This is a genomic window from Chryseobacterium sp. S0630 (assembly GCF_024158915.1).
GTDB lineage: Bacteria > Bacteroidota > Bacteroidia > Flavobacteriales > Weeksellaceae > Chryseobacterium.
Genome location: NZ_JAMZGF010000007.1, coordinates 55,498 through 80,962 on the forward strand (window position 1 = coordinate 55,498; position 25,465 = coordinate 80,962).

A 25,465-nucleotide genomic window follows, 5' to 3' on the forward strand; every position below is an offset into this window, starting at 1 on the left:
AGTAAAATTTATTCTCTGTTTTTAACCAATACCCAGCCTGAGTATTTGGTTTCAGTATTGTCTTTGTTGTTTTCGTTCCATGAAATGGTGTACCAGTAAGTTCCTGTAAGAACTTTTTTACCGGAAGCTGTTCCGTCCCATGTGAAGTTTCTCATTTTTCCGGCTTCGTACAGTTTGTTACCATATCTGTCGTAGACGATGAATATCAGGTTTTTCTTGTAAGCAAGTGCTGAATAATCAATGAAATCATTTACGTTGTCGCCGTTTGGAGTGATAGCATTAATCAGGTTAGGAACGGTAATCTGAACTTCAACAGGTGTACAATTGTAAAAATCTTTTACATACACTCTTACTTCGCCTCTTGCTAAACCTGTGAATATATTACTAGGCTGCCAGTTCATTCCATCCAGAGAAAACTGATACGGAGGAGTTCCCCCTGCTACATTTACTGTGATGGTGTTGTTGTCAATATCAATGCTGGAAATCACTGGATTTGCAGATGCTTTTACATTGACAGTCTGTGTAGTGATACAGTTACCGGTTTTCAATTTTACCCAATAAGGACCTACGCCTACATCTTTAATAGATGAGGTAGTTGCTCCGGTGCTCCATTCATATCCGTCAAATCCTGGTCCTGCATCCAGATCTGTTTTTTCACCAATACAAATGATTTTGTCTTTCAGAACAGAAGAGGTTACTGGCGGTAATACAATAAGATTGATTTTAGCAATATTAAAGCATCCGTTGGCATCCGTTACTTTTGCATATACCGCAGTACTTGTAGATAAATACTGAAGTGGATTCATGATTTCGTTGATTCCGTCTAAAGCATTAGCGATGGATGTGTAGTATTTTTTGGCAGCGCCTGCTCCTAAAGTAGTAACATCTGCGGTTGTCAAATTAAAGATGGCGCTCGTAATATTATTTTCAATGAAACATGATCTTAGAGTAGCTTCTTTCACAGGAGTGTCCGGATAGAATGCAAGGGTAATTTTTGCTGAACCTGTACATCCCTGAGGGGTTGTTACTTTTACATAAACAACTCCGGGAGCAGATAGGTAATTGTCAGGATTTTGAATCTCATTCGTATCGGCGTTGAGATCTGTCAGCGTTTTATAATATTTTTTTATAACTCCAGGAACATTGGTCACCGCTGCTGTATTCAGATTGAAAGCTGCTGTTCCTGCTTTGTTATTATTACATACCGTAATGGTTTTGTCTTCCGCTTTGAAAGGAGCAAGAACCAATAAAATTTTACCATCCGGGTTATCACACAGTAATCCTGCATTATCTTTAATAACAACTGTTACTGTTGAGTTAGCATTGAACTGATAATTGGTAGGATTCGCAATAGGTGTAGAGCTTCCAAATGGATAATAGGTAAATGTATAATTGGAAGGGTTGCTTACAAATTGTGAATTGAAAGTAGTCAGGTTTACAGATCCGTATCCGGTTGTAGGATTAGGACAGAATGACTGTGTGGCTGAATTCTGTAAAATAGGAACTTTGTCCGTATAAATTTTTACATTTTTAATGGAATGTCTTGATCTTGCACCTCCTGTAGAAGCTGAAAAACCAAAATATCCTACAGTCATTGAAGCAGCAGCACCTGAAGGTGCAAAAGACTGATTGCAAATTACATTACCGTCTATTGTTATTTTTATAATCCAGCTGGTAGGAGCTGCAGGATCTACCTGCGCCGTTACTTCTACGTGTTTAAAAGTTGTTCCCTGAAAAGGCTGTGTAGTATTCAGATCCGGGGAGTGGAAAGAACTTCCGGGAACATTAAAAAATTCGACATTATTGCTGTCAGTGGTGTTTTGAACCAGTCCATAACCAACATGCACCTTACTCATGGTAGCAGTTGTGGTGTTGTTGTATGTGTCAAGTCCTACAACAAGTCCTACAGCATTTTGAGATACTCCAAGTCCTGAGCCTAATACGCTGGCTACCGGAGGATTGGCAAGATACCAGAAGGCAATTCCATCTCCATTGGAGGTTTGGTTGGAATCCATTCTGAAATCAAATTCCACTCTCCATTTATCACAATATTTTAAATTAATAGGATCATTCAGCCTGATGGAACCGGATTGGTTATTGGTATCCGGGGTCAGCTGAATAAAATCTGTGTTTACCTGAGTAGGAGAAACCATGGTCCATCCGGTAGTGTTCACTGGGTTTCCGATAAGCTGATAAGTCTGAGCAAAGGACTTCCCAGCTATACAGAGTAAAAAAACAGATAAATACAATAATAGATTTTTATTCATTTATAATGGGACTTAGATTAATATGTAAAGATATTAAATCCCAATTAAATAATATGTATTTAATGTTAATATTGCTTAAATTTTAATAATATTTTAAAAAAATACTGCTTATTATGATATAATGGTGAATGGTGTAGTAGCAATTACGTATTTACATTAATTAAATTAAAATAAGGAATTGTTATCCAAACCCTCAAAATAAGTATCAATTTCAAGATCTGGAGAACTGGCTGCTGCTACGGCTAATTTGTCGCAAAGTTCGTTTTCAAAATGTCCGGCATGACCTTTTACCCAATGCATTTTCGGGTTGTGTTTGTTGTAGAGTTCAATGAATTTTTTCCAGAGATCAGGGTTTTTTACATTTTTCCAACCTCTCTTGATCCATCCTGCAATCCAGTTTTGGTTGATGGCATCAGATACGTACTTGCTGTCGGTGTACACATGGATGTCATTTTCTGTAGATTTCAGTTTTTCCAATGCAGTGATGACCGCCAGAAGTTCCATTCTGTTATTGGTGGTTTTTCGAAATCCTTTTGAAAATGTTTTCTGGTAATTTTTTTCAGGAACGCGCATAAGAATTCCATATCCGCCTTTTCCCGGGTTTCCACTGCAAGCTCCGTCCGTATAAATTTCGATTCTCAAATCTGCTTTTTAATAATTGATGTATTGACTGTAAAAATTGAACTGAATTTTAGTTTTTGCTTAAAAAGGGAAGTCATCATCATCATCAAAGTCATTCATTGAAGACCCTGAAAGTTTTGAACTGTCCGGAAGATCAAATGCTGCTCCTGGCTGAATTGTTGTTTTGATCTTGTCAAATCCGCTCGGCTCTCCGAAGTTGGAAGGATATCCTCCTCCGGCACCACCGTCAAGTGCAGCTTCAATATCACCGAATTTTGCAAAATGTTTCAGGAATGATAATCTTACATCTGCCGTAGCACCATTTCTGTGTTTTGCAATAATCAGTTCGGCCTGGTTTTCTGTAGAAGTTTCCTGTCCTTCCTCATCATTATCCCAAACCGTAATTTTATAATACTCTGGTCTGAAGATGAAAGATACGATATCCGCATCCTGCTCAATTGCTCCGGATTCCCTCAGATCTGAAAGCTGAGGTCTTTTTCCAGGTCGGGCTTCCACACTTCTTGAAAGCTGTGACAGGGCAATTACCGGTACGTTAAGTTCTTTTGCAATGGCTTTTAATGAACGTGAAATCATGGAAATCTCCTGTTCACGGTTTCCGACTCCTTTTCCACCACTGCTTCCTGCGGTCATCAGCTGAAGGTAGTCAACCATGATAATTCTTACCCCATGCTGCATTACCAGTCTTCGGCATTTTGCACGGAAATCGAATATGGAAAGGGAAGGGGTTTCGTCAATATATAAAGGAGCGTTTTCCAATTCGGATACATTGGAGAATAGTCTTTGCCATTCTTCATCATCCAGGGTTCCTTTTCTTAATTTTTCTGATGAGATTCTTGTTTCGGAAGCAATCATTCTGGTGATCAGCTGTACCGAGGCCATCTCGAGAGAGAATAATGCCATAGGAACTTTATGTCCCACTGCAATATTTCTTGCCATGGAAAGAAGGAATGCCGTTTTTCCCATCGCGGGACGGGCTGCAATAATAATAAGGTCAGAATTCTGCCATCCACCGGTTTCCTTATCCACATCTCTGAATCCTGAAGGAACTCCGGAAAGTCCCTCTTTATCTTTTAAAGATTTAATGGTATCAATAGCCTGCTTTACCAATGAGTTGGCAGTATCGAATCCTTTCTTAATCGTTCCGTTGGTGATCTCAAAGAAAGATTGTTCTGCTTTATCCAGAAGTTCAAAAACATCTGTTGATTCCTTGTAGGAAGAATCAATAACATTAGCAGAAACATTAATAAGGCTTCTTAAAATATACTTTTCAAGAATAACACGTACGTGATATTCAATATGGGCAGATGAGCTTACTCCCATTGTAAGATCAATGATGTAATGATCACCACCAGCCTGACTCAGTTTGTCTTCTTTTTTTAAATTCTGAATAATCGTCATTAAGTCTACCGGGTGGTTGCCTTCATACAATTTTAGGATAGTAGAAAAGATGACCTGATGTCTGGGATCATAAAACACTTCTGGGGTAAGAAGGTCAATGGAATGGTCAAGACCTTTTTTGTCAATCAAAAAAGTTCCGATAACCAATCTTTCAAAATCCACTGCATTGGGAGGCATTTTTCCATCCGCAATAGACAATTCTTTTGCAAAGTTTCCGTGTGTCAGGGATGATAATGTTTCTTTCTGCGCCATGGTGCAAAGATAGTTTATTTAAAAAATAATAAAAAAATAGTATTCAACAAATTATTAGCAGTCATTCGTAAAATGCTGTAAACAGGAGGTTGGACTTGTTGATAAAAAAAATCACCTCAGTCTGAGGTGATTTTCAAAAAGATGAAGTAAAAACTTATTCTTTATTTTTTACCAATACCCATCCTGAATATTTGGTTTCGGTATTGTCTTTATTGTTTTCGTTCCATGAGATCGTGTACCAGTAAGTTCCGGTTAGGATTTTCTTACCAAAGGCTGTTCCGTCCCAAGTGAAGTTATTCATTTTGTTAGCTTCATGAAGCTTGTTTCCATATCTGTCATATACAATGAAGATAAGGTTTTTCTTGTAAGCTAATGCTGAGTAATCAATAACATCATTTACGTTATCTCCATTCGGAGTAATCGCGTTGATAAGGTTAGGAACAGTAACGGTTACCTGAATAGGAGTACAGTTGTAAGTATCTTTTACATATATCGTATTCTCTCCTCTAGGAAGTCCTGTGAATACGTTAGAATCCTGCCAGTTAACACCGTCAATAGAATATTTGTAAGGAGGAACTCCTCCTGAAGCAGTTACTGTGATGTTGTTGTTGGTAATTTCGATTCCTGAAACCACTGGTTGAAGGCTTGGGTGTACGCGTACTTCCTGAAGTGTGAAACATTTTCCGGTCTGAAGTTTTACCCAATAAACCCCAACTCCTACGTTGTTGATAGATTGTGTAGTTTCACCCGTGCTCCATTCGTAGCTTACAAATCCAGGTCCTGCATCCAAAGAGGTTTTGGCTTCAGCACAAATTGTTTTATCTTTTAATACTGCTGATTTTACCGGAGGTAATACAATCAGTTCTATTTTAGCAATTGAATAACACTGTTTGTCATTATCTACTCTTGCATATACTGTTTTGCTTTCTGAAAGATAGTTTAATGCTGCTATAATAGGGTTTGTCTGTGCTTTAGCATCAGCTATAGTTGTGTAATATTTAATAATCGTTCCGGTAGGTGTTGGAACAGCTACTCCGATATCTGCTTTAGAAAGATCAAATGTAGAGCGGGTAACATCATTATCAATATAACAGTTTTGAAGTACAGCATCTTTCAGTACCACCGTTGGATAGAATAATAGTCTGATCGTCGTGGTTGCAATACAACCAAAATTAGAAACTACTTTTACATATACAGTTGATTCAGCAGAAACGTAGTTGGTAGGATCTGTAATTTCATTAATTTCAGCATTCATATCTGCGACCGTAGCATAATATTTAATGGTTGCTCCGGTGCCTCCAAATACATTGGCTGTTGTTAAATTATATTTTGCAGTACCAGCTCCATTATTATTACAAGAGTATAATGTGGCTGTATTGGCTGAGATTCCTACATTCACAAACTTGAACTTCCCTGTTATGAAACATCCGTTGATAGGGTTGTCCGGATTGCTTGGGTCTTGGTATACAACTCTGTAATAATATGTTGTTGTTCCGTCTACAGTGGCTACCGTAAGTGGATTCTGTCCTGTAAGGGCATCGTTGGTTGTTTTATGATAAGTAACTTTGAAATTCGGGCTGTTACCATTAATAATAGCCGCAGATAGCGTTGTAAAATCAAACTGGGTAGGCAACGCACAAACCATCACCTGATTAGGATCAGTAGGAGTAGCTCCCGGAATACCTGGTGCAATAAATGGATTAGGAGAAAGAATAGGATCATTAAATGCAGAACTTAAACTTGCCGTTCCTGACCATTCTAAAGAGAAACCATTAACGGATCTACTGAAGTTGTCAATCACCAAATAATAGGTTTGGCCTACCAATACATCCATATAAGGGCTCCATTTTCCATTGTTCATACTGGATGTTACACCCGGAGGATTGGTAGGGAATACTGCAGGTGGAGCGAGAGTCAGATCAAGACCTGTATCTCCTGAAGTACCACTATAGTTACATCTTATGGGCTGTATGAAGACGTGATCTGCATTTTGTAATGAAGCACAACCGTTTGCTGTTGGTCCGTAAACTGCAAAATCATAATCATCATCCTGATCGTTAGGTTTTATTTTAAATGCCAGCGTTCCTGGTGTGGATACTGTGAAAGTGTACCAAACTGTATATCTTTCATTGGTGCTGAGGCATCCTCCGTTTTGGTTAAGAATTTCTATAATATTCCCCGGGCCTGAAGGGGTGTATGAGATGTCAGAATTACCACAGATGGGAATTGCTGTGACACAGTCTGACTGTGAATAGGCCATTTGCGCTATCAATAAAATAAAAAGAAGTAATATTTTTTTCATTGTTAAAACTTTTTTTGTTAAACAAACTTGAAATCAATAAATTTTTATCATTATTTGTAAAAGAAAAAGCCGCCAAAGCGGCTTTTTATATTGTGGTGTTTTTATTCTCTGTTTTTTACAACAATCCAACCTGAAAACTTGAAAGGAGTGTTCTTCTTGTCGTTCTCATTCCATGTTACAGAATACCAGTAGGTACCTGTTGGAATGTTCTTGCCACCAATTCTACCATCCCATTTGTAACCATTGGATTTGTCTCCCTGATGGATTTTTGTTCCATATCTGTCAAAGATACTCAAAATAAGATTCTGTTTATCAGCCATAGCAGAATAATCCACTACATCATTCACACCATCTCCGTTTGGAGTAATCATATTGATAAGGTTAGGAACCACTACTGCAACTTCAATTGGTTCGCAGTCATAAGCATCTTTTACATATACTTTGTAAGTTCCTCTTGCTACATTGGAGAATACATTAGAAGGCTGCCATAGAATCTTATCCATAGAATACTGATAATCCGGTGTTCCTCCAATAACGTTGATTGTCAAAGTAGTATTGTTAATATCAATATTTGTTACAACTGGTTGCTCAGAAGGATAAACGGTTACCTTTTGAGTGGCAACGCATTCACCTGTTTTTAATTTTACCCAGTAAACGCCTACTCCTACGTCTTTGATAGACTGTGTTGTCGCTCCTGTACTCCATTCATAGCTTTTGAATCCAGGTCCTGCATCTAAAGTGGTAGTGTCTTCTATACAGATAATTTTATCTTTCAATACACTAGATGTTACTGGAGCAATTACTGTTAAACCAATTTTTACCACTACATAACATCCTCTGGTGTCAGATACTCTTACGTATACTAAGCCGCTTGGTGCAATATAATTAGCATTTAAAATTTGGTTGGTTTCATCTATTGCATCTGTCAATGAAGGGAAATATTTTTTCGTGATCCCTGCCTGTGGTGTAATTACAGCAGCGTTATCTAAGTTGAATAATGCTGTAGAAGGATTGGCTTCAATAAAGCATGATCTTAATTCTGCATCTTTTGCAATGATTTGCGGATAGAACTTAAGGGTGATTTCTGCAATATCACTACATCCAAATACAGAAGTTACTTTTACATATATTTTACCTTCAGCAGAAACAAACTGATAGATATTGGTGATCTCATTGATTGAGTTGTTCAGATCATATAACGTGTAATAATATTTTTTAGTTGCCGTTGGATCAGCAAAAACTGCTGCAGTGGTAAGATCATACATTGCCGTACCTGCATTGTTATTATTACAACTTGTCAGCGTTACATCGGTAGCGGTGATCGTTCCATCTTTAAATTTAAATTTACCAGTCTGTCTACATTTATTAATAGGGCTGTTGGGGTTAGTCGGGTCAGTATAGTTGATACTGTAGAAATAAACACCAACAGGGGTAACTGTTTGAGGGCCAACAAGAGGGTTGTTACCTGTTAAAGCATCGTTCTGACTTGTGTGGTAGCTAATGTTGAAGTTAGGGTTACCATTAAGAATACCTGCGGATAATGATGCGAAATCAAAAGTCGCCGGATTTGAACAGATTACTACTTCTCTTGGGTCAGCAGGATTAGCTCCTGGAATTCCCGGTGGGATAAATGGGTGAGGTTGTATATTCGGATCTGTAAATGGAGATGATAGAGTAGCTGTTCCACCCCATGATAATTTGAATCCGTTAGCTGTTTCTCTGTGGTTGTTTACAATGATATAGTAAGTCTGACCAGGCAATACATCCATGTATTTTACCCATTTGTCTCCTGTTGCATCCTCACTAAGGTCAGTAGCGGTCATATTAAGACCTGTGTTTCCACTTTGTCCGGAATAAGAACAACGGATGGGAGCTCCCAGGTTTCCGCAAGACTTGTTAGGTCCATATACTCCAAAGTCATAATCATCTCCCTGGTCGTTAGGGATAATTTCGAAAGTAAGAGTTCCTCCTGTAGCTATGGTAAAAGAATACCATACGGAGTACTTTTCGTCAGAAGTTAAACATCCACCCAGGTCTTCTGCAATGTCTCCGTGCCCGCCTGGTGTATATGAAATGTCAGAGTTACCGCAGACTGCCATTGCAGTGCCACAATCTGATTGTGCAAATAAAATATGTGAAAATATGATTAATAAAACAAGTAATGTTTTTTTCATGAGAATTAATTTTAAAACAAATAGTAAAAGTGTTTAATTACTAAAAAATGCTATTCTTTATCTGATACAAATGAATTTCTAAGTCTTTCCTATCAAAAAAAAAATTGATCATCCCAATCTATTCGGGAGATCATACATTTTTTTGCTGTTAATTTGTTCCGATCAGCTGTTTTCCCCAGATAGGTGAACTGGATGAAGGGTCTGATGTTTCAAATTCTTTGGCTGCTTTTTGATATAATTTTATAGCTTCAGTCTTATTTCCTTGTTTTTCTGCCATTTCAGCTTTTAAGAAGGATAATCTTGGGCTGCTTTTTAAAGTGGTTTCAGCTTTATTCATGTAGCTGGTAACTGTCTTTAATTCTTTTTGTGGATCTGTAGCTGTTTTTATTCTGATTTTCTGAAAATGAATAAGAGCAAGCAGAAGGTTTACTTCTCCGTTGTTCTTTTCGGAAGCAAGTACCTGCATAGCCAGTTTTCTTGCAGTCTCATTAGGCTCTCCAAGAGGGTTGTTCGGACTGTTCTTTAAAAGGAAATTGGTTTTAAGATACAATGTTGCAGCTGCATAATAATTGGCTTTCCATTTTTCTGAAGTTTTAGCCTCTGAAAACTTAGAGAAAAGTGTATCATAGTCGTTTTCTGTTTTAGCTTCATTGAGCTGCAAAACAGATTGTTGTAAGGTTTGGTCTGAAAAAAATTGAGCATTCATCAGAGAACCTGTCACGAGAAAGCTCAAAATTAGTAAAAGTTTAGTCATAGGGGGATATTTTATGAAGCAAATATAAAAAATTATTAACGTTAAATTAAAGATTTTGAGATATATTTAATGAAAGTAACGTATTGGTTTTAAATATTGTATTTTCTTATTTTGGTTAGATTATGTAGAGATCGTAAAGATATTGGTGCTTTTGATGAATATTTAAGGTTTAATTCTTTTATAAATTTTTAAAAAACAGCTATAAAACAAAAATCAGAATAGAAAACGTTCTATTCTGATTTTAAGTATTTCGAATTCTGATTTTTTTTGTATCAGATTTTAAATAGGCTGATAAACAATTAGTTAATATTGCATCTTTCTCAGTTTAGGATTGGTGCTTCCTACAACAAGGGCCACTAAAACAGTCATGCAGCCACCAAATACCACAGAGCGTACAACTCCCAGTAGTTTGGCCATAAGTCCACTTTCGAATTGTCCCATTTCATTGCTGGACATGATGAAAATTGAATTCACACTTAGAACACGTCCTCTGATGTGATCCGGTGTTTTTAACTGTACAATGGTTCCTCGGATAACCACGGAAATTCCATCCAGCATTCCGCTCATCACCAGGAACATAAAAGATAGCCAGTATAATTTTGAGAGCCCGAATCCAATAATGCATAGCCCGAATCCGGTAACCACTACAAGAAGTATTTTTCCCTGATTTTTGCGAAGAGGAACAATAGATAAAATAGTAATAATACACATAGAACCGATATCCGAAGCTGCATTCAGTAAGCCGAAACCTTCAGCTCCTGAATTCAGGATGTCTGTAGCAAATACAGGGATCATAGCAACTGCTCCGCCAAAAAGTACTGCAAACATATCAAGACATAAAGCTCCCAGAATCTCCTTGGTTTTAAAAATATAAGAAATTCCTTCGCGCATGCTTTCTACTACATTTACTGTTTCCTTTTTGTATTCCGAATACTGTTTTTGAAGTTGCCAGAAAAATAATGAAGCAACAAATATGAGTGCTAAAATAGCAACCAGAGTCCATTTTACACCGATAAATCCAATAAGAACACCACCAATAGCATGTCCGCAAACAGAAGAGATCAGAAAAGTAGCCTGGTTTAGAGTCACGGCATTCGGAAGATTTTCCTTCTTTACAATTTTAGGAATCATGGAAGGAACAATAGGACCGATAAATGCCCTTGCTATTCCCGTAAAAAAGATAACTCCATAAATATAATAAGTAATCTGATGGCCTGTAAAGTGCATTTCTACATCCAGGAAGGCTGGGATCAGCAGAAGCCCGATCAGGAAAATATAAGCATAATTGCAGATGAGAAGCAGTCTCTTCTTTTCATTCATATCAATAACATGTCCTGCATACAGCGCACAGCTTACCGCAGGAATCACTTCTGAAAGTCCGATAAGACCTATTGAAAAAGGATCTTTTGTTAATTGATACACCCACCATCCAAGTAAAGTGGCAAGCATTCTGAAAGCTAAAACAATAAAAAATCTCCCGGTGAGAAGATTTCTGAACTCAACATTTTGTAATGTTTGTAACGGGGTAAAGGAAATCATGAACAAAAATAGCCCTAAAAATTTATTTAGGGCTATCCATATGACAATTTTTGAAAGATATATTAAATATATCTCAAAAGATAAAATCTATTTTAGTCAGCTCTTGATGAACTCAATACGATGGCTGCAACACCTGCTGCTCCAATGATCGTAGCTCCTGCGGCAATTCTTGCCTTTCTTCTGTCTTTTACAGCGGCTACATTGGATTTAGGAATAATTACTTCTGTACTGTCTTTTTTACCGGCTGTACCTACAAGATTTTCACCAACGACGTTTCTGAATAAGATGGTCTGCTTCGGAGAGCCGTCTCTCATAGTTACTTTATATACTTTTCCGGCTTCAAGATTAGAGTAGTTGTTTTTTGAAATATCTTCGCTGTATTTTGTAGTAGCACAAGATGTAATAACAAATAAAGATGTTAGTAAAGACGATTTCAACAGTACAGATGCTTTCATTATTTTCTTTTAGTTTTTCAAATTTATAATTTTTTTCGAATATACGTTTTTGGAATTGAAAAAAAATGATTAAAGTTTGTAAATTTCTAACAGATTTGCAATCTTTCTGTCGTTAGCCAATCTCGGAGTCTTGTTTTGACCGCCTAATTTTCCCTGGGACTTGGTATATTCATGAAAAGCATTTTTTTTAAGCCTCGTAATCTGTAATTTCTGTAAAATATTTCCTGAAATCAAATCATCGTAATATGTATTTCTTGCCCGAAGCTGTTGATCCAGTTCATCTCTGAATGCTTCTAAATGCTCAGGCTCTTTTTCAAATTCAATCAGCCATTCGTGGTAAGGAAGCCCTTCTGCGGGATTTACCTGTGGTGCCAGATGGAATTCCGTAATCTGCGCAGGATATTTTTCAAGAGTCGCTTTCAAAGCTTCTTCTACCTCGAATGCTATCACATGTTCTCCAAAAGCGGAGGTGAAATGTTTGGTTCTCCCGCTTACCAAAACCCTGTACGGATCTTTACTGATGAATCTTACAACATCTCCGATAGAATAGGCCCATAACCCGGAATTAGTCGTAAGAATTAATGCATAATCTTTATGAAGTTCGATTTCTTTTAATGTTAATCTCCTTGCGCCAGGCTTACCATATTCTTCCAAAGGAATGAATTCGTAGAAAATTCCATGATTGGTCAATAGCAGTAGTCCTTCTTTGGTGTAATCATCCTGAAAAGCAAAAAAACCTTCAGAAGCAGGGAAAGTCTGAACAATGTCTACTTTACCTCCCAATAACTCTTCCATTTTATCACGATAGGGTTCATAGTTGACTCCTCCGGTTACAATAAGCTGCAGATTGGGGAAAAGCTGTTTGATCTTTTTACCATGTTTTTCTGTCAACTTCTCAAAATACATGATCAGCCATGGCGGAATTCCTGAGATCAGTGTCATGTTTTCATGTTCCGTTTCTTCAATGATTTTATCTACTTTGGTTTCCCAGTCTTCCATAATATTGGTTTCCCAACTTGGCAGACGGTTTTTCTGAAGATAATTAGGAATATGATGGGCTACAATACCGGAAAGTCTTCCTGTTTTTATCCCAAATACTTCTTCCAGTTCCGGACTGCCCTGAAGGAAAATCATTTTTCCATTCACAAAATCAGCGTTATTCTTTTTACTGATATAATGAAATAAAGCACTTTGAGCTCCGGCTATCTGAAAAGGCATTCCTTCCTTGGAAATCGGAATATATTTAGATCCGGAAGTTGTTCCCGAAGTTTTGGCAAAATATTCAGGAGTTTCTGTCCATAAAATATTAGCCTGACCTTTTTTTACTCTTTCAATATAAGGTTTCAGATCTTCATAGTCGGCTACAGGAACTCTGTCCTGAAATTCTTTTACAGAATGAATGTTTTCAAAATCATGTTCCCGCCCAAAAAGAGTTTTTTGAGCTGTGTTCACTAGAGAAAGTAGTAAGTCCTCCTGGTTTTTCTCAGCATTTTTTTTGAAATCCTCCGCTTTTTGAACATGTTTCTTTGCCCAGATCAGCGCTGCATTTTTCTTGAAGAAGTTTAACATGGGTCAAATTTATAAATAAGTAGAGAATCTGGAATCATTTTTTACGAAGCTTCACATAAAAAAACCGATGGAACAAGTTCCACCGGCTTTTCGAAATTTGATTATGAAAATAACAACTATATGTTAATGTTATGCTTATTTGTTTGCTTTGTACCTTTTATCGGGAGTACCGTCTTTTTTCAGGTGTTTGTTTTCTTTATATCTCTTATCCGGAGTGCCGTCTTTTTTCATTTTAGCAGCCGGTTGTGCAGGCTTCGCCGCTTTTGCATCCATTGCCGGTTTTGCAGCTTTTACTTCAGCTGGTTTAACAGCTTTTGCTGTAGTTGCTTTTACAGGTGGGTGTGCCGTAGCACCTGTAGCGGGAGCAGTCTGCTGAGCAGTGGCAAGTCCTAATCCAAGGATCAAAGACATTGCAGATAAGAATTTTTTCATAAGAATTATTGTTTGTTTTTTGTTGAATAAAGATATACAAAAAGCAGGCTAGAAAATTGAGATTTTCAAACTTAACTAAAGTTTATTACAGCTTAAAAAAAAATTAAAACACTTCATTTACAATGAAAAAGCCTGTCTTCAAAAATAAAGACAGGCTTGAATAATATATAAATAGACATGGCTAGCGCGTACAATTGGCTGTCCACGTTTTGCCATCCTTGACGTACAGAATTTTTAAAACATTGTTATCAATTCTGATATAAGAGGTTGCTGTAGAACCAATCATCACCAGCGTATGATCTCCTTCCTGATTAAACTCTATTCCGTTAAGATCCGGAATGCTGTTTGAGAAAGCGAAATTATACTTGGTGCCGCTGGCGATCTTCGTTACAAATACACTTCCGTTATCTGTGCTGATATTGGTAGAGCCTCCATCTTTATAAGAAACACTTCCTTTATAGGTTCCTGCAAAAAATTCATTGTTTACAGGGTCGTCATCTTTACTGCACGACGAAAAAGATACTGCGGTAAATACCAACAGCATCATCACTCCTAAGATTTTAATTGCTTTTTTCATAATACTATTCTTAATGTTTGGTTAGGCAGGAAGTCCCAAACACTATGCCATGGGCGAATACTTGAATTTTTTTAACAGGTTATTAGATAAAATTGTAAAAAATTAAGATTTATTGCCTAAGTGCTTCATTTTAAATCTGAAAGTTGCTCTGTTTTTGAAACAAAGAAAAAAATATCCGTACCTTTGTATAGCAATAAACGGTTTCGGAAAACTCCCGAAATCGCTTTTGTCGTTTATACCATTACTATTTATGCAGTTAAAATCCATCAATGAAAAGTTCCTTCCAGACCTTATGCAGAAAGAGTTTGGGAAAGAAATTTTTACCCAGTTAGAAAACAGTCAGCATATTGCTGTAAAAGGAAGTGCAGGATCTTCAGTTTCTATTTTTGTAGCTGAGCTCTTTTTGGTTCAGAAGAAGAATATTCTTTATCTGGTAGATGATAAGGAAGATGCATTGTATGCCAATACAGAGATGGAAGATCTTCTGGGTAAGGATAAAGTGCTATATTTTCCGGCAACCCATCTTGAACCTTATCAGGTAGAAAAGACTCAAAATGCCAATCTGGTGTTAAGAACTGAGGTTCTTAATAAAATCAATTCCGGAAGATCTCCGAAAGTGATTGTGGCTTATGCTGGTGCTTTATCTGAAAAGGTTTTGAAAAAAGAAGATTTCAAAGCAATTTCTCATCATATTAAAGTGGGAGATCAGCTGGATTTTGATTTTGTGGACGAACTGCTTAATCATTATCATTTCCAGCAGGCTGATTTCGTTTCTGAACCGGGAGAATTTTCAGTGAGAGGAGGAATTGTAGATGTGTTTTCCTATTCATATGAAAAGCCGTACAGGATTACCTTCTTCGGGAATGAAGTGGAAAGCATTAAAACTTTTGATATCGAAACACAGCTTTCGGTAGATAAAGTAAAGGATTTCCAGTTGGTTTCCAACATGAATTTTTCAGTAACGGGAACAAGGGTTTCTCTCTTGCAGCTATTGCCTAAAGAAAGTTTTGTAGTTTCTAAAAACGGAATGGTGGGAATGCAGAAGATCAGAACATTCTACGAAAAGTCTTTGGAAAAGTACGATACATTAAGTAAAGATATTGCCCACAGAACCCCGCAGGAACTTTTTATTTCTGATCAGGAATTTCTCTTCGATTATAAAAAATTCAAAACGGTTGATTTTGGAGGAGTAATCATTGAAGGGTTAAAAGAAGTAACCGAAGTTAAAATGGAACAGCTTCCACAGCCTTCTTTTCATAAAAACTTTGAACTACTGATTGAAGATATTGAAGAAAAGCAGAATGGAGGATTTGATACCTGGATTTCTTTTTCAACAGAAAAACAGAAAGAAAGACTGGAATCTATCTTTGAAGAGCTTGAACACGAGCTTCCATTTAAAAGTTTTAAATCTGAACTTCATGAAGGATTTGTAGATAATGGACACAAACTGCTGGTCTATACGGATCATCAGATCTTTGACCGTTATCAGAGATATAAAGCGAAAAATACTTTTGCAAAATCTGAGCAGCTTACCCTGAAAGACCTGATGTCTCTGAAAATTGGAGATTATATTGCTCACATTGATCATGGAATCGGGAAATTTATGGGATTGGTGAAAGTGAATAATGACGGAAAGATTCAGGAATGTTTCAAACTGACCTATAAAAATGGAGACTTATTATATGTAAGTATTCACTCTTTACATAAAATATCGAAATACAACGGACCGGATGGAAGAGAGATCGTTCTGAGTAAACTTGGATCTCCAACCTGGAAATCTTTAAAACAGAAAACAAAAGCGAAGGTAAAACAGATTGCTTTTGACCTTATTCAATTATATGCCCAGAGGAAAACGGCAAAAGGTTTTGCTTATACTCCGGATTCTTATCTGCAGAACGAATTGGAGGCCAGCTTTATTTATGAAGATACTCCGGACCAGGAAAAAGCTACCGTAGATGTAAAGAGAGATATGGAAGCGGATACGGTAATGGACAGACTTGTTTGTGGTGACGTAGGTTTCGGTAAAACGGAAGTTGCGATCAGAGCAGCGTTTAAAGCGGCAACAGATGGTAAGCAGGTTGCGGTATTGGTTCCTACTACTATCCTTGCTTTTCAGCATTACCGAAGTTTTAAAGAAAGACTTAAAGATTTTCCTGTCAACGTTGCTTATGTCAATAGATTCAGAACAGCTAAGCAGAAATCGGAAACTTTAGAGGCTTTAAAGAACGGAAAAGTAGACATTATCATCGGAACGCATCAATTGGTAAGCAGTTCGGTGAAGTTTAAAGATCTGGGTTTATTAATTATTGATGAAGAACATAAGTTCGGGGTTTCAGTAAAAGATAAACTGAAAACTCTGAAAAATAATGTGGATACCCTGACGCTTACGGCAACTCCTATTCCGAGGACTTTACAGTTCTCGTTAATGGCAGCAAGGGATTTATCCGTTATCAAAACACCACCACCAAACAGACAGCCTGTAGATACTCAATTAATCGGATTCAATGAAGAAACGCTTCGTGATGCTGTTTCTTACGAGCTTCAGAGGGACGGGCAGGTTTACTTTATCAATAACAGAATTGAAAACCTGAAAGATATTGCAGGACTTATTCAGAGGCTGGTTCCGGATGCAAGAGTGATTACAGGACATGGGCAAATGGAAGGGAAGCAGCTTGAAAAGAATGTTCTGGATTTTATGGAAGGGAAATATGACGTTCTTGTGTCCACTACCATCGTAGAAAGTGGGGTAGATGTTCCGAATGCCAATACTATTTTCATCAATGATGCGCAAAGATTTGGAATGGCAGATCTGCATCAGATGAGAGGAAGGGTAGGACGTAGTAACAGAAAAGCATTCTGTTATCTGATTACTCCGCCATATGATATGATGACTTCGGATGCCAGAAAACGTTTGGAAGCTATTGAACAGTTTTCAGATCTGGGAAGTGGTTTCCAGATTGCGATGAAAGATCTGGAGATTCGTGGTGCCGGTGATCTTTTGGGTGCTGAACAAAGTGGGTTTATCAATGAAATGGGGTTTGAAACGTATCAGAAACTAATGCAGGAAGCTTTAGAAGAATTAAAAGACGATGCTGATTTTGAAAGCCTGTTTGAAAATGAAGAAGACAGACAAAAACTTTTCAAATCTGTGAAGGATGTCAATATTGATACCGATTTAGAGTTGATGTTACCGGATTCATATATTTCTAATACAGAAGAAAGGCTGTTGCTGTATCAGAAAATTGCGGAAATTACTAATGAAGCCGACCTTCATCAGTTTGAGCTGGAGCTGATTGACCGTTTCGGAGCATTGCCGAAAGAAGCTGTCAACCTTTTGAAGAGTGTTTCCTTGAAGTGGCTTGCTTCTGATATCGGTTTTGAAAAGATTGTCATGAAAAACGGAGTGTTTTTAGGATACTTCCCGGGGAATCCTCAGGATAAGTTTTATCAGACAGACAGATTCCGACATATTATTAATTATCTGACCCGAAATCCGGCTGAAGCCCAGCTTAAAGAGAAGTCAGGAAAAGAAGGTAATCAATTGATGATGAGGAAAGAAAGAGTGAAAAATGTAGATGAGGTCAATCTGTTGTTGAAAGCAATTATTGAACATGATTAAATTTATTTTCCATTTGCTGAAAATAATATCATAAAAATTATTAGAAACGTGTAAAAAAATTAATTTTTATACGTTTTTTTTGTGATTGTTATCATGTTTTTCTTTTGTAATATTCCTGTTGAAGAGAATTAAGGCGCTTTTTAAGGGGTTAAAATCACTTTTTAATGATAAAAGAAATCCCGCAAAGTCCCGTACAGTAAGGGTTTGAGATCTTATCTTATTGTTTTTATACATGGAAAGTAGAGTTATGTAGTAATAATTCTACTTTTTAGTATTATTAATTCTATGCTCTAATATGTTTATTTCTATAGGCTTATAGATGTATAACTGGAATTTTTTGGACTTCGTTGTGTAACTTTGCAGTCCTTAATTATGAAAACAATTATACATTGCTGCGTGGCTGGACTTTTTTCGTTCTATGCTAACGCACAGGTGGGAATAGGTACTGCAAAACCCAAATCTGTTCTTGATGTGAACGGAAAAACCACCTTAAGAAAAGAACTTAGAGTAGGCGGTAGTTCAACTCAGGCTGGAGATGCCGGATTGAATGGCCAGGTTTTGGTTTCTCAGGGTGAGGGTTTGCCTCCTGTGTGGAAATCTTTGAATGTTTCCTTTATGGAAGAGGGACAGTATAAGCTGATTAATTCTTATCTGTCATCGGATCAAACGGGTATTAATTCACTTACGGACGGTATCGCTGGTGATGGTATCTACACGAACAACGTGGGAGATAACATTACTGATAACACGAAAGGTAATTGGAAAAAAATAGGCGGGCTCGACAATACTTTTACCATCAAAAATGGAAAGAACAGACTTACCTATCAGTTCCAGACAGGAATTGAAATGAAAGCATCTACATCTACCACGATACAGAGCGTCAGATTTGCCTGCGGTGTTTTCAGAAACGGAGCATTGGTAGCTGTACGTCCGGATAGAATTGCTTCCAATAACAACAGCGGAAAAGCGGGTCTTCAGGATTATATCTTTACTCTTAATTATACGGAGCAGAACGTTCCTGTGGGAGTTCACAATATTGAAATTGCATGCAGAAAGATTGATACATCAAGCTCTACTTCACAATTTACTATTGGACGAAATGTAGATTCTTCAAATGGTGCTTCCAGTGCTTTTACATTGGAATCTACAATGAAAATGGATGTTATCGAATACGTGAGCTATAAAAACAACTAATGATGAAAAAACTATTATCAACGCTGCTTCTTAGCATAGGTCTTTTGGCAACAGCTCAAATAGGAATAAAAACAGACGCTCCACAGGCAAAACTTGATGTAAACGGAGATGCGAATTTCAGAAAGAAAATTGCTGTCCAGAACGCTGCTGATAACTCAATCTTTCAAGGGAACAATGATCAGCTTCTTGTGTCTCAGGGAGAAGGCTTTGCTCCGATCTGGAAGTCACTTCGTATTCCTGAATATGAACCTAATAAATTTTATCTTATATACAATAATTCCTTTTCAGATAAAGTAGGAATTACTTTCTCTTCTTCAGAGAACTCTTCGGTAAGCATGGCTTCAAGAGGAGGAACTTTTACGAAAGGAAAAGAGTATAGTACCCTTACCAATTTTAAGATAATAAACGGACTTTCACAAACCATCAACGTTTACAGTACTCAAAGTAAGGCGTATTTTCAGTTTGAAACGGTTGTACAGGCAGATTTTACGGCGGCAGGAAGTACAGATAACTCCATAGATTATGCATGTGGTATTTTTGTGGATAATAAACTGGTAAACCTGAGACAGAGAAATCTAAAGGCAATTACCACTTCATATCCTTTCCTTACCCATACTCAAATCGGGATTGTAGATAATTTATCTCAGGGTAATCATACCGTTAGTGTTGCCTGTACAAGATTAGGCTCTTATGGAGCTTCAGGTGCAGGAAATACCCTTACTATAGGAACTAATGTGTATAGCAATATCAATAGCTTTATTTCACAGTCTTCTCTTAAAGTTGACGTATATGAAGTTCCTGAAGTATTTAACACGATTATAAACTAAGACGGATTATGAAAAAAATATTATTTGTAACATCACTTTTAGTAGCTGTTGCAACAAATGCCCAAGTGGGTATTAATACTCCTAATCCGACTAATATGCTGGATGTAAACGGAGATCTCAATATCAGAAAAGAATTAAGAACAGGAGGTACTGATGTATTAAAAGGGTCTGCCGGAGAAGCAGGTGACATATTTCACAATAATACGGATTTAGACGCCAATGACTGGAAATCCATTAAAATTGCCGACGGACAGGGAAGTATGTCTGTGTTTTCCATCAACACCGTTTCGGATAAAACCGGAGTAAGTTTTTCTGGAAGTAGCGGGGCAACTAACCCTTATACTGATGGGGAAGCCCTGACTGGAGGGTGGACGGTAATTCCTGGAACTGTGGATACATTCTCTGTAACCAATGGTACGAATAAAGCTACTTTCTCATTTCAGACGACGATTCAGAAAACAGGAACAAATTCTGCAAGTTTTGCCTGTGGAGTTTTTGTTGATAATGCCCTTAGAGCAGTGAGAACGGATGTGTTATTGGGAGACAGCGGTGCTTATAAGATTTTTAACCTTAATGCTACTCTTACTAATCTTACTCCTAAGAATCAGTATTCTGTTAAAGTTGCCTGTATAAAAAGAGCTATTTCAGGAACAACTCTTGGAATAGGAAGAGCAGTGGATACGACCTTCCTCAACAGCGATATGTCACAGTCTGTTTTGACAACATCCATATTGCAACCTTATTAATTTTCATCATAATACAATAATAGGAAATCTAAAAACGTTATGTTTTTAGATTTTTTTTGTTTATTAAGTCTATTTCTTGTGAATTTGTTCAGATAAAGTAAAGTGTATTATCGAAAATTGAATTATATTTGGACAAGCTAAAAAAATTCTATATGGTAAAAAACTATTTTTTTAAAATATTTGCCGGTATTGCTTTTCTTGGGCTGCTGACAGCATGTAATACTACCTCAGATCCCACAGAATCCATCCCAAATCCGGATGACGGAACTCCTCCTAAAAAGATTTTAACGAAGGTAAATTCGAATAATGTTTCTCAGGAAGATTATACTACAACCGCTGTAACCGGAAATCTGCAGACTGCTGTCTCTAAAGATGAATCTTTTGCCGGAACTGCTTATTATACAGGAACCGTAACGTATACCGATAAAAATATCACTAAAATTAAATATGTAAGTTCAGCGGCATCCAGCCTTACTTATGAATTTAATATCGTTCCTGATGCTACAGGTAAAAAGATTTATAACGCTACTTCTACCGCTACGGGGGCAACTCCATCTGCTTCTGTTGTAAGCGACTATACATTTACCTATGATCCGGTTAACAGCAGACTTACTAAAATTCTTGAGAAGAGAAAAGAAGGAGGAATCAGTGCTTATAACAAATTTATTGATTATTCTTTTGTGTATAATGGAGAAAATGTGATTCAGGTCGTTCGCTCCAAAGGTCTGTTGGATATCAACGGAAACCCGAATATGAGTACTGCGGTAATAAGCAAGTTTAGTTTTCAAAACTATGATGCTCAGAAAAGCCCATATTCTACACTGCCATCAGTGTATTTCATCACGCGAAGTCTGATCGACCCTGTTCAATTCTATAAAATATCTCCGAACAATCCTACTTCTATGTTTATAGAATTGCCATCACCAGCTACTCCTGTTAATACCTCTCAAAGTTATTCTTATGATAATCAAGGGTATGTGGTTGTTGAAAAAAATCAGAATGTAACTTTTACCTATAAAAACTTATAGAAGAAATAGAGTTATTAATCTTACCAGAATATAAATAATAATCTAATTTTTAGGCAAAAAAAAATTATATTTGTCAAAAAAATAATCAATTACAAGGAAATGAAGCAAATTTTCTATTTTATTTTACTAATCGCAGGTTTTTCCTCAATACATTCCTGCAAGGACATGCTGGATGAGGATGGAAATCCATTATTGGATCTTAACAATACAGGAGGCTTAAGCGGCCCCAGAGCATTATACAGAGAAATTACAGATAAAGATACTATCGCAGAATATCAGTACAGCGGACTTCTTGTGACTAAAGTAATCACAGACAGTGCTTCTATCACTGATATTATGTACAGTGGTGATAAAATCAGCCAGATTAATTTCAATGGTTTCCTTGATCTAGACGGAAACGGAAAACTGGATAAAGACAGTGTATCATACACTCAATTATTCACTTATGCAAACAATAACAAACTGCAGCTTATTTCTGAAAACCGTTCGACCTTCAGAAGAACTCCGCCTGTAATACCTGGAGGGCCTGTGGGACCACAGACATTACTGAAAAAAGAGAAAACTGCTTATCAGGTTAAATACAGTACTGCTACAGGAAAACTGGATTCAATCATTATGAGAAACGGACCAGATGTACCAGGAGCTCCACTTAATTTTACAGATTATTCAAAAACAGGTTATACTTATGTAGGAGACAATGTCTCTAAAGTAGTAAGAAACTACGGAACAATGACCGGTGGATCGTTTGGTCCTGTTACTGGAAAATATAGCTACGAATACTATGCTTATGATGAGCAGGTAAGCCCATTCACATTGTTGCCACATGTATATAAAATTTCAAGATTATTATCTACAATCATCAATGACAAAGAAAGTCTTATCTTATCTCCAAACAACCCTAAGAGATGGTCGGTAACAGATCTTACACCACCCATTCCAACTCCGATTGTGAAGAGTACCAATTACGTTTACGATCCTCAGACTTACATGACAAAAGGATATGGCGTTAATTATATCTATAAACCACAATAGAAAAATTTTTAACAATATTCAAACTCAATCTTTCCTAAGATTGAGTTTTTTATTTTTTATACCTTAATTTTGCAAAAAATTTCTGATGAAATATTTAATTGTCGGGCTTGGTAATAAAGGTTCGGAATATGAAAATACAAGACATAATATAGGCTTTAAAGTAGCTGAGAAAATAGCGGAAACTCTTGACGTATCATTCAATACCTCTAATTTTGGCTGGTTGGCAGAAGGAAAGCACAAAGGCAGAAAAGTTTTTGTCCTTAAACCGGATACTTATATGAATCTTTCCGGTAATGCAGTGAAGTACTGGATGCAGAAAGAAAATATTCCTTTAGAAAATGTATTGATTGTTACTGATGATCTGGCTTTACCTTTCGGGACTTTAAGAATGAAAGGAAAAGGGTCTGATGCAGGACACAACGGACTTAAAAATATCAATGAAGTATTGCAGACTCAAAACTATGCAAGACTTCGCTTCGGAATCTCTGCGGATTTTTCTGCCGGAAGACAGGTTGATTATGTTCTGGGAACATGGAATGAAGAAGAATCTGAAAAGCTTCAAGAAAGAATTGAAACTTCTGCTAAGGCTAGTCTTTCATTCGTATTTGCAGGATTGAACAATACAATGTCTGCTTTTAACGGGAAATAATTCCAGAAAGGGATAAAATAGAACTGAAATTACAATAGAGTTTATAAAATTGAATGACTGCCTTACAATAAGGCAGTCATTTATTTGATGTATTTAACCTGATTTCGGGATAAGAATTCCTGATTTAGATGATCTTGAAGCTGGGAGAAGGAAGAAGGAAGGTGTGAAGATCATCATCAATGGCTATCTTCTCTTTTTTAAGAGTATTTACTTATAACTAAAAATAATAACCTCCATCCTCTTTCTTCCGGCTTCCCGCCTTCAATCTTAGTTTGCTTAACCCGAACTCAGGCTATTTAAAAATATTCTTCTGCTACTTAAAACTATAATTCAGACCTACTTGGAAATTGGTATTTTTTGAAGCTTCTCCAAATCCAGACTGTAAGGTGTCAGTAAAACCGGCAATATAACGGATATTGACTCCTATATTCGGGGTAAACCTGTATCCCAACCCAATTCCGGCTCCAAAATTAAAGGTTCTGAATGATTCTTTATTATTACCTTTATAAGTCTGTCCATTAATATCCCCTTTCGCCTGTGCATTGACAAGAAATCCAAACTCCGGACCGGCTTCCAGATAGAATTCAGGAGTGGCGTTATATTGAAGCATTACAGGAACATTCACATAACTAAGGTTTTGCCTCATATTCTTTATTGTATAGGTGGCCATTTCATAATCACCTTTTATTTTTGCCCCCTGCTTGCTGTAAACTATCTCCGGCTGAAGACTGAGTGCATTAGAAATTGGGATAGTAATAAATGCTCCGGCATAAAATCCTACTTTAGATTGGGTATCACTTCCGGATATATCAGAAAGGTTACCTCCGGCTTTAATACCAAATTTAGGTTTGTCTGTAGATTGCGCAAATGCCATAGTTCCTAAAACGATGCATAAGCTTAATAATTTTTTTTTCATAATTGTGTTTTAAAAAATATATAGTATTATAATCACATATTGCTGTTCACAGTACCCTTGTGAAGCTAATGTTTAATATTTTTTCTTAGGTAAGGAAACCGGTTGCTACAGATACAATTTTGTATCCAGGACTGCTTACCGGGCTCGTGTCGGAAATGTTAAAAAAGTAAACTTTTTTTGCTTCTGGGAAAATCATGTGTTTTTATGTTCAAGCTGTTTATGAGGATGTGAATTTATAATTATTTTTCAATAATTAAAATCAAATCTCTTTGAAATGAAATTTATTGCTGTTTAAGCCAGTTTATTGACAAGATAGGTTTATAATTATCTTATTTTATGATGATATATAATAAAACATAAATGCCACCGGATTCCGATGGCATTTTCTGTAAATTATAATTGAAATATAAAGAGTTTTACTTCTTATAACCAGGTTACTGCACCTGTTTCAACGTCATAGTTGGCTCCAACGATTTTAATTTTACCCTCGGCTTCAAGGTTTTTAAGTGTTGAACTTTGCTTACGGATATCTTCAATCGCACTTTTTACGTTTTGGTGATTAAGTCTTTCAAGAAGGGAGCTGTTTTTTGATGAACGCTCTTCATTTTCTTCAATGATCTCATTGATGATAGGGTTGAAGTGATTGATCAGGTGGTTCAGGTTATCCATTCCCAGTCCTTCAATTTGTGCAGCGTCAAGACCTCCTTTTAAAGCCCCACATTTCGTGTGTCCTAAAACTACAATAAGCTTAGAACCTGCAACATTACAGCCAAATTCCATAGATCCAAGAATGTCCTGGTTTACAAAGTTACCGGCAATTCTGATACTGAAAACATCTCCTAATCCCTGATCAAAGATAAGTTCAGCTGAAGTACGGCTGTCTATACAGCTTAAAACTACTGCAAAAGGCCATTGTCCTTCACGTGTTGCATTCACTTGTTCAAGAAGGTCTCTGTTTGCCTTAAGGTTGTTTACAAATCTCTGGTTTCCTTCTTTTAAGAATTCTAATGCTTTCTCAGGAGTAATAGTTGACTGTGTTTCGTATGTATGTGCTTTCATATTTTTATTGTTTTCGAATTTAAAGTTAAAAAAA

20 protein-coding genes are annotated in these 25,465 nt (G+C 36.8%); 7 read left to right on the forward strand and 13 right to left on the reverse strand.

The annotated features are described in order from the left end of the window. Nucleotides 1–8: 8 nt before the first annotated feature. From NK356_RS05045 to NK356_RS05095, 11 genes are all read right to left on the reverse strand, one after another. The gene (locus NK356_RS05045) at nt 9–2,267 is read right to left on the reverse strand and encodes a T9SS type B sorting domain-containing protein (RefSeq protein WP_051934161.1); all 2,259 of its coding nucleotides are present in this window, start codon (nt 2,265–2,267) and stop codon (nt 9–11) included. A 165-nt stretch (nt 2,268–2,432) separates the two neighbouring features. Further along, on the reverse strand, nt 2,433–2,909 hold the full coding sequence (gene rnhA / locus NK356_RS05050) for a ribonuclease HI (RefSeq protein WP_034691523.1): 477 nt from the start codon (nt 2,907–2,909) through the stop codon (nt 2,433–2,435). A gap of 60 nt (nt 2,910–2,969) precedes the next feature. After that, nucleotides 2,970–4,559: a replicative DNA helicase gene (dnaB, locus tag NK356_RS05055; RefSeq protein WP_079240125.1), complete on the reverse strand. Its 1,590-nt coding sequence runs from the start codon at nt 4,557–4,559 to the stop codon at nt 2,970–2,972. Nucleotides 4,560–4,713: 154 nt separating this feature from the next. After that, nucleotides 4,714–6,861 (reverse strand): T9SS type B sorting domain-containing protein, encoded by a 2,148-nt coding sequence (locus NK356_RS05060; protein ID WP_253316368.1) that lies wholly within the window; start codon nt 6,859–6,861, stop codon nt 4,714–4,716. Between the two features lie 101 nt (nt 6,862–6,962). Continuing rightward, nucleotides 6,963–9,035 carry a T9SS type B sorting domain-containing protein gene (locus NK356_RS05065; protein WP_034691519.1) on the reverse strand — a complete coding sequence of 691 codons (2,073 nt, stop codon included), beginning with the start codon at nt 9,033–9,035 and terminating at the stop codon, nt 6,963–6,965. A gap of 148 nt (nt 9,036–9,183) precedes the next feature. Beyond that, nucleotides 9,184–9,789: a lipopolysaccharide assembly protein LapB gene (locus NK356_RS05070; RefSeq protein ID WP_034691518.1), complete on the reverse strand. Its 606-nt coding sequence runs from the start codon at nt 9,787–9,789 to the stop codon at nt 9,184–9,186. A 303-nt stretch (nt 9,790–10,092) separates the two neighbouring features. Continuing rightward, complete coding sequence (locus NK356_RS05075) at nt 10,093–11,328, reverse strand: MFS transporter (RefSeq protein ID WP_253316369.1); 1,236 nt, start codon at nt 11,326–11,328, stop codon at nt 10,093–10,095. Between the two features lie 92 nt (nt 11,329–11,420). Then, complete coding sequence (locus tag NK356_RS05080; RefSeq protein ID WP_034691515.1) at nt 11,421–11,783, reverse strand: hypothetical protein; 363 nt, start codon at nt 11,781–11,783, stop codon at nt 11,421–11,423. Nucleotides 11,784–11,852: 69 nt separating this feature from the next. Continuing rightward, nucleotides 11,853–13,352 carry a GH3 auxin-responsive promoter family protein gene (locus tag NK356_RS05085; RefSeq protein ID WP_253316370.1) on the reverse strand — a complete coding sequence of 500 codons (1,500 nt, stop codon included), beginning with the start codon at nt 13,350–13,352 and terminating at the stop codon, nt 11,853–11,855. A 135-nt stretch (nt 13,353–13,487) separates the two neighbouring features. Next, entirely contained in the window at nt 13,488–13,784 is a 297-nt protein-coding gene (locus NK356_RS05090) for a hypothetical protein (protein ID WP_034691510.1), read from the reverse strand. 181 nt (nt 13,785–13,965) lie between these two features. Continuing rightward, nucleotides 13,966–14,361 (reverse strand): hypothetical protein, encoded by a 396-nt coding sequence (locus NK356_RS05095; RefSeq protein WP_089692803.1) that lies wholly within the window; start codon nt 14,359–14,361, stop codon nt 13,966–13,968. Between the two features lie 250 nt (nt 14,362–14,611). On the opposite strand from NK356_RS05095, the gene mfd reads away from it, so the two are divergent. From mfd to pth, 7 genes are all read left to right on the forward strand, one after another. Continuing rightward, the gene (gene mfd / locus NK356_RS05100) at nt 14,612–17,980 is read left to right on the forward strand and encodes a transcription-repair coupling factor (protein ID WP_253316371.1); all 3,369 of its coding nucleotides are present in this window, start codon (nt 14,612–14,614) and stop codon (nt 17,978–17,980) included. 372 nt (nt 17,981–18,352) lie between these two features. After that, nucleotides 18,353–19,174, forward strand: coding sequence for a hypothetical protein (locus NK356_RS05105; RefSeq protein WP_034691501.1), 822 nt, complete (start codon nt 18,353–18,355; stop codon nt 19,172–19,174). Next, nucleotides 19,174–20,001 carry a hypothetical protein gene (locus NK356_RS05110; RefSeq protein WP_034691499.1) on the forward strand — a complete coding sequence of 276 codons (828 nt, stop codon included), beginning with the start codon at nt 19,174–19,176 and terminating at the stop codon, nt 19,999–20,001. Before NK356_RS05105 ends, NK356_RS05110 begins: the two co-directional genes overlap by 1 nt. Before the next feature lie 8 nt (nt 20,002–20,009). Then, nucleotides 20,010–20,747 (forward strand): hypothetical protein, encoded by a 738-nt coding sequence (locus tag NK356_RS05115; protein ID WP_034691498.1) that lies wholly within the window; start codon nt 20,010–20,012, stop codon nt 20,745–20,747. A gap of 152 nt (nt 20,748–20,899) precedes the next feature. After that, nucleotides 20,900–21,775, forward strand: a complete 876-nt coding sequence (locus NK356_RS05120) for a hypothetical protein (protein WP_034691496.1) — start codon at nt 20,900–20,902, stop codon at nt 21,773–21,775. 99 nt (nt 21,776–21,874) lie between these two features. Further along, nucleotides 21,875–22,807, forward strand: coding sequence for a hypothetical protein (locus NK356_RS05125; protein WP_034691494.1), 933 nt, complete (start codon nt 21,875–21,877; stop codon nt 22,805–22,807). 85 nt (nt 22,808–22,892) lie between these two features. Continuing rightward, nucleotides 22,893–23,456, forward strand: a complete 564-nt coding sequence (gene pth, locus NK356_RS05130) for an aminoacyl-tRNA hydrolase (protein ID WP_034691492.1) — start codon at nt 22,893–22,895, stop codon at nt 23,454–23,456. A gap of 313 nt (nt 23,457–23,769) precedes the next feature. Here the strand turns inward: pth and NK356_RS05135 are convergent, their stop codons facing one another. Both NK356_RS05135 and NK356_RS05140 read right to left on the reverse strand, forming a co-directional pair. After that, complete coding sequence (locus NK356_RS05135) at nt 23,770–24,372, reverse strand: porin family protein (protein ID WP_253316372.1); 603 nt, start codon at nt 24,370–24,372, stop codon at nt 23,770–23,772. A gap of 423 nt (nt 24,373–24,795) precedes the next feature. After that, a complete protein-coding gene (locus NK356_RS05140; RefSeq protein WP_034691487.1) occupies nt 24,796–25,431 on the reverse strand; it encodes a carbonic anhydrase in 636 nt (211 codons plus the stop codon). Nucleotides 25,432–25,465 lie beyond the last annotated feature (34 nt).